General features: G+C 34.6%; 6 protein-coding genes. 2 read left to right on the plus strand and 4 right to left on the minus strand.

Translation table 11 applies throughout. From position 1 onward, the window contains the following. A partial coding sequence (locus tag C200_RS00785; RefSeq protein WP_033923632.1) for an MBL fold metallo-hydrolase occupies positions 1-382 on the plus strand: 382 nt, incomplete at its 5' end. Between the two features lie 353 nt (positions 383-735). Further along, entirely contained in the window at positions 736-1,632 is an 897-nt protein-coding gene (locus C200_RS00790) for an Abi family protein (protein ID WP_016211530.1), read from the plus strand. A 5-nt stretch (positions 1,633-1,637) separates the two neighbouring features. On the opposite strand, the gene C200_RS00795 is transcribed toward C200_RS00790, so the two are convergent. From C200_RS00795 to C200_RS00810, 4 genes are all read right to left on the minus strand, one after another. Beyond that, positions 1,638-2,147, minus strand: a complete 510-nt coding sequence (locus C200_RS00795) for a hypothetical protein (protein ID WP_016211534.1) — start codon at positions 2,145-2,147, stop codon at positions 1,638-1,640. Next, on the minus strand, positions 2,134-3,084 hold the full coding sequence (gene dcd, locus C200_RS14370) for a dCTP deaminase (protein ID WP_016211532.1): 951 nt from the start codon (positions 3,082-3,084) through the stop codon (positions 2,134-2,136). Before dcd ends, C200_RS00795 begins: the two co-directional genes overlap by 14 nt. 646 nt (positions 3,085-3,730) lie before the next feature. Next, positions 3,731-4,036, minus strand: a complete 306-nt coding sequence (locus tag C200_RS00805; RefSeq protein WP_016211528.1) for a hypothetical protein — start codon at positions 4,034-4,036, stop codon at positions 3,731-3,733. Beyond that, positions 4,017-4,715, minus strand: coding sequence for a division plane positioning ATPase MipZ (locus C200_RS00810; protein ID WP_080664862.1), 699 nt, complete (start codon positions 4,713-4,715; stop codon positions 4,017-4,019). The genes C200_RS00805 and C200_RS00810 overlap by 20 nt, the downstream gene beginning before the upstream one ends. Between the last annotated feature and the right edge of the window lie 665 nt (positions 4,716-5,380).

Genomic DNA, 5,380 nt, shown 5'->3' on the forward strand with positions numbered 1-5,380 from the left:
AGATAATCTTACAATTCAACCTATCTATACACCAGGACATACAGACGATTCATACTGTTTTTTGCTTAATAATATGGTTTTTACTGGTGACACATTGCTTATTCGCGGGACAGGCAGAACAGACTTCCAAAACGGTAATCCATTTTCTCAGTATGATAGTATTTTTAATAAACTTCTTACACTGCCTGACCAAACTCTCGTTTACCCTGGGCATGATTATAACGGCAATACTGTAAGTACAATTTTTGAAGAGCGGCTATTTAATCCAAGACTACAGATAAAATCCAAAGATGAATATGCAGAGCTGATGTCAAACATCAACTTACCAAAGCCGAAGAATATAGATATTGCTGTCCCAAAAAATTTAAATTGCGGGATGTAAAGCCAGGTATAGAAAGCCCTTAATTTATGAATGCCTATATTTTATACACGTTACCGTAGTAGCTCCTGCCATGCAGCCATTGAAAACATTGGTAACGTGTTAAACTTCCTACTTCTACATGTTAAGCGTTTTTGACACCTAATATTCGAAGTGGGTCAAGCGCCCGAGCATTAAGTTTATTTTCTAACCATGAATAAATCATGTAAAATTCAAAAGCATACGACATCACAGCTCAAAATGATTGATCGAGGAAAAATTTTGTATATAATTGTAGATAACAACACCTCCCACGCTTCCTTATCTTCGGATGATAGCGCACCCAGGGGGGTTACTTTTTTCTGGGGCCACTCCAGATGAAAGCTTCATTCAACAAGCCACCTCTTTCATTTGAAAAACAGTTACAGCTTTTAGAAAGCAGAGGTATGGTAATTCCAGATAAAGACCGTGCTTTACATTATCTCGAAAACCTAAACTATTACCGCCTTGCAGCATATTGGATACCTTTTCAAAAAGATCGCGTGTCTCATACTTTTTATGAAGGTACAAGTTTTGATGACGTGCTCAATCTATATATCTTTGATAGAGAATTGCGCTTAATTGTTCTTGATGCAATAGAGCGTGTTGAAGTCTCAGTCAGAACTCAACTTTGCTACTGCCTCGCTCACGAACATGGCTCCCATGCTCACTTACAGCCAGAGGCATTCTTCAATACAAACAAATATAACGTGCTAATTTCTAAACTTAAAGATGAATACCGGCGTAGTAATGAATCTTTTGTTAATCACTATAGAGAAGCATATACTGAAACCCTCCCGCCTATATGGGTCAGTGTTGAGCTATTTACTTTTGGCCAGCTCTCCATGTGCTATCAAAATATTAAGGGCCGTCATTTAAAACAAAAAATAGCATCTCATTACAATATCGACGAAAAACTTTTAGGCTCTTTCTTACACCAGTTATCTTTTATAAGGAATTTGTGCGCCCATCATTCAAGGTTATGGAATCGAGATTTAACAGTTACAATGAAAATACCAAGAAAAAAAGCACCTAAAGACTTGCTAATTAGTGTTGATTTAAATGAAAATGCTAGAAAAATATATAACACCCTCACAATGATGTTGTACTTTATGAATAAAGTGAATCCTAACCACCATTGGAAAGATAGGTTTTTTTCTATTGTAAATAATCATAATATTGATTTGAATAAAATGGGCTTTAAGAAAGAATACCAACAAGGCTTGTGGATATGAGGAGATCAGAGGCTATTCTCAAGCTGGTTAAATAAGTCTTCTTTTGATCTATAATTTATTACCCCAAATACATTTGGTAGTCCTAGTGCCATTAAAGAAATGTTGTCACTCCCTATTTGAACATGATAGTGTTGATGTTCCTCAGTTTCGTATTTTTTATCATCCGCGCATTCAGACCAATCAGAAGAGTGCATTAAAATAAGTTTTATATCATTCTCTGCTGCTATTTGCATCTCAATGCCAAGCCCAATAGAAGGGAATGTAACATCTGCTAGAATAACATCTGATTTTTCAACCATCTCTTTATCCCATTTATAGCAAAGTGCCGGCTGCTCACCCTTCTCTATAAGTGATAGCTGAGGGTCACTGTCTTCTAAGGCGTATTTAACTGAATATTTTTTTTGTTTAAGCCATAAAGCAAGCTGTTTTATATGGTTAGAATAATTAGCAAAAACGCTTTTTTTCATGTTAGTTAAAGCACACGCTATATATATATTGGTTTTATTTTCTTTCATAAAAATTGTTATCCTTGATGGTATCAAAATACATTATTATTGGTATTAATATTACTAAAAAAATAACTAAAAAAATGAGAAAGCTAAGGATTGATTTAGCAAACAAAGAATTCGCAATGAGTCCCAAGAGTACCACTTCAACAGCACCACAAATGAGATATAAAATTCTATTTCTTCTTTTTGCTTTTTTTTCACTTTTTGAGAACTGCTCAAGAAGATCTTGAGAATTATCAAATTTACGTTTATCAATAAAATCTTCAAATCTATTCAAAATATCATCATCTAAATCTTTAATTTCTAATTTAATCTCATCAAGCGCATAACTATTCAAACAACCATCAGATTCAATTTTTTTATTCAATAAATCACGCCACCATTTAGATGGACCTCCATCATCATCAATATAATTACTCTGAAAAATTTCACTTTGATAACAGGAATCAATTTCGCCATCTAGTTTCATCAAAAATAGCTGACAAATAGGCAAATATGGTTTTAAAGTCAAGTCGTGTTTAGAAGTGTTAATAAGCTCTAGCGGTATATGACCTTCATAACCTGGATTCACCAAATCACAATTGCAGGCTGTCCATAGCCCTAATCTAGCATATGAACTTCTAACTGTTATTTTGCCCACAAGTTCCGGAGGGATAGTAATTTTCTCATGAGTCCTGCCAAGCAGCATTTCTCCAGACTTTATCGTTATTTTACCCTCTTTTTTTAAGGTAATTTTTTTCCATAGTCTTCTAGGGGACAGTTGATATATTTTCGTAAATGATAAATCTATTTTTCCTTTTCTTTTTGACTTCCAAAATATATTACCCAGCCTTAAGTCGTAAGAGCACACTTTTATTTGAGTATCACCTGAAAACTCTGGTTTATCTACGTCAATAATAACTTGTTCTCTGAGGCACTTTAGCTCATTATAAGTTTTGTACACTCTTTAATTCCCTGTAATCGAAAAAATTCAAGCTCTACTCCAACCTAAATATAGCCTGATATAACAGCACTGAGAAGTAAAGCTACTTTTATATACCCCTTACATAACCATCAAGCTTATCTTTAGCTTTAAGGCTTTATGATAATTGCTCCATGAACTATTTTTTGGCAGTACTCAAATACTGATTACTAAAAAGTATACTTTTTAAGAGTAGAGGTTAAGAACACCTGTAATTTCATTTTTAGCATTTTTAACGGCAACAACTGCGGCAGGTATTTTATGCTTCCATATAGTGTCAGTAAGGAAAGCATAGCCAACCAGCGTGAGTTGTCTAACTCATTTCGTTTTGGAGTTTAAGATGAATATGTTTTCCCCATATATCATGCGGGATCCCAGAGGTTTTTCCTAGGAGAAATAAAAATTAACTACATTAGTTAATTTTAAACTAAAACAGTTTATTTTGGTTTGAAAGTGGTGCGGCCGGTGTACTCACCGCAACGCACGAGGCAGGGGTGAATTTCGTTGCGAGGAACGAGCAAGCGAAAGAGGGGCCGACCGGCAACGGTCCCTTTTTATTAAACTATTACAAACTGAAATAGTTTTTATTGGTTTAATTTAAACTAAATTAGTTTGTTTTTCTCTTATCCTATATACCAATACCCAAAGTTTTAGCTTCTTGCTCTAATGCATCTATAACAAACCTTCTAATTTGTTTTCGCTGTGATCTATCGTGCTTTTCTGATATTTTCAGCAATAAGGTTAATTCATATTCGTTTAACGGAACGGTATATCCTTTTGTTGGTGGAGCATTTGGGTCAAGTTCATTTCTTTCAATATAACTATCATCACCTTTGCTAGTAATTTCTAGTTCTTTTTTTGTAGCCTTTGAAGATATTTTTTCTCTTTTTACTTTCTTTGCTGGCGCTGGAAATTTAGACTGATTCTGGCTCATTTAGACTCTCCAAAGCTTCTTGTAGGATTAATTGTATCTCTGCTTTTGCTTTACTGTCAGTACCTTCAACTACACCTAACCCGCTACTTTCAGCTTTCCCATAGGCAGACCTTACATTAGTAAATGATTTTAGAATGTCAAAATTTTCATCTTCATGTATATCTACATATGCATCTATGTATTTTTTAGCTTCAATGAGGTCATTGTTAAACACATGTGTTGAAATTTGGGTAAATACTAGACGAACAACTCTCGGTTTTTCTGGACTCCATGTTTCTTCCAGTAGTTCACATATATTCTCCAGCGTTGCTAAGTTAAAATAATTCGCTTGCATAGGTATTAAAATAAGATCGGAGTTTAACAATGCAAATCTAGCGGCTTTATTGTCTCTTCCTTGTGTATCAATCATGACCACTTCATGTCTTAATGATAAATCTGCAATGGCAGGCTTGATATTACCTGTTTTGCTTGTATTATGGATGATAGGTAAATCCTCACCATTTTCTATTTTTGCATTTCTCAAGTCAATCCACTTAGAACTTGACCTTTGTCTAATATCCGTATCAAGTAAATGCACGTCTTTTTTTTGTCTACTTAACTGAGCAGAAAGGTTAATCGCAAGTGTAGATTTACCTGCCCCCCTTTTTCTGCAACAATAGCTATAATTAGCCCTCTGGATACATCGTTCATAACCTTATCCTGATAATTTATTTCTTTAGTTTATTCTAGTTCATATTTAAACTAAAGTGAACTAATTTAGTTTAAATTAAACCAATAAAAACTATTTCAGTTTGTAATAGTTTAATAAGAAGGGACCGTTGCCGGTCGGCCCCTCTTTCGCTTGCTCGTTCCTCGCAACGAAATTCACCCCTGCCTCGTGCGCTGCGGTGAGTACACCGGTCGCACCACTTTCAAACCAAAATAAACTGTTTTAGTTTAAAATTAACTAAATTGGTTTAGATTAACGGGTTCTTTTCATTTTTGATTACTTGTAACTTAATATCCTTAAATTGAGTTTGGATTTATAATAGAGAATCATTTTAACTAACGTGAAAATATTTCAAATTAATCATAGGGTGCTTAAAATAATAGAAGGGAAGAATTAGTAACCATGCGGCTTTCAGAGCAATTTCGTCACAACCATGATGATTAGTAGTCACACTCATGGTGACTATTGGTCACAACTGTTGTGATTTTTTGCTGATTCTCTATGAAAAATAGTCATAAAAAAAAGTGACTGTTTGTCTTGCAAAAAAAGCAGATTAGTCATAAAATTTCGTAAGCGTCGCTACCTCGGTAGGTATTTTGCACATCCAATGATGCAAAATCGCCGAGCAAAACGCG

The organism is Piscirickettsia salmonis LF-89 = ATCC VR-1361 (genome assembly GCF_000297215.2).
GTDB classification, from domain to species: Bacteria; Pseudomonadota; Gammaproteobacteria; order Piscirickettsiales; family Piscirickettsiaceae; genus Piscirickettsia; species Piscirickettsia salmonis.

What these genes read in the sequence shown, in the direction of transcription:
- C200_RS00805 (WP_016211528.1), bottom strand. Translation starts at nt 4,036, where the DNA reads ATGAGCCAGAATCAGTCTAAATTTCCAGCGCCAGCAAAGAAAGTAAAA.
- C200_RS00790 (WP_016211530.1), top strand. Translation starts at nt 736, where the DNA reads ATGAAAGCTTCATTCAACAAGCCACCTCTTTCATTTGAAAAACAGTTA.
- C200_RS00795 (WP_016211534.1), bottom strand. Translation starts at nt 2,147, where the DNA reads ATGAAAGAAAATAAAACCAATATATATATAGCGTGTGCTTTAACTAAC.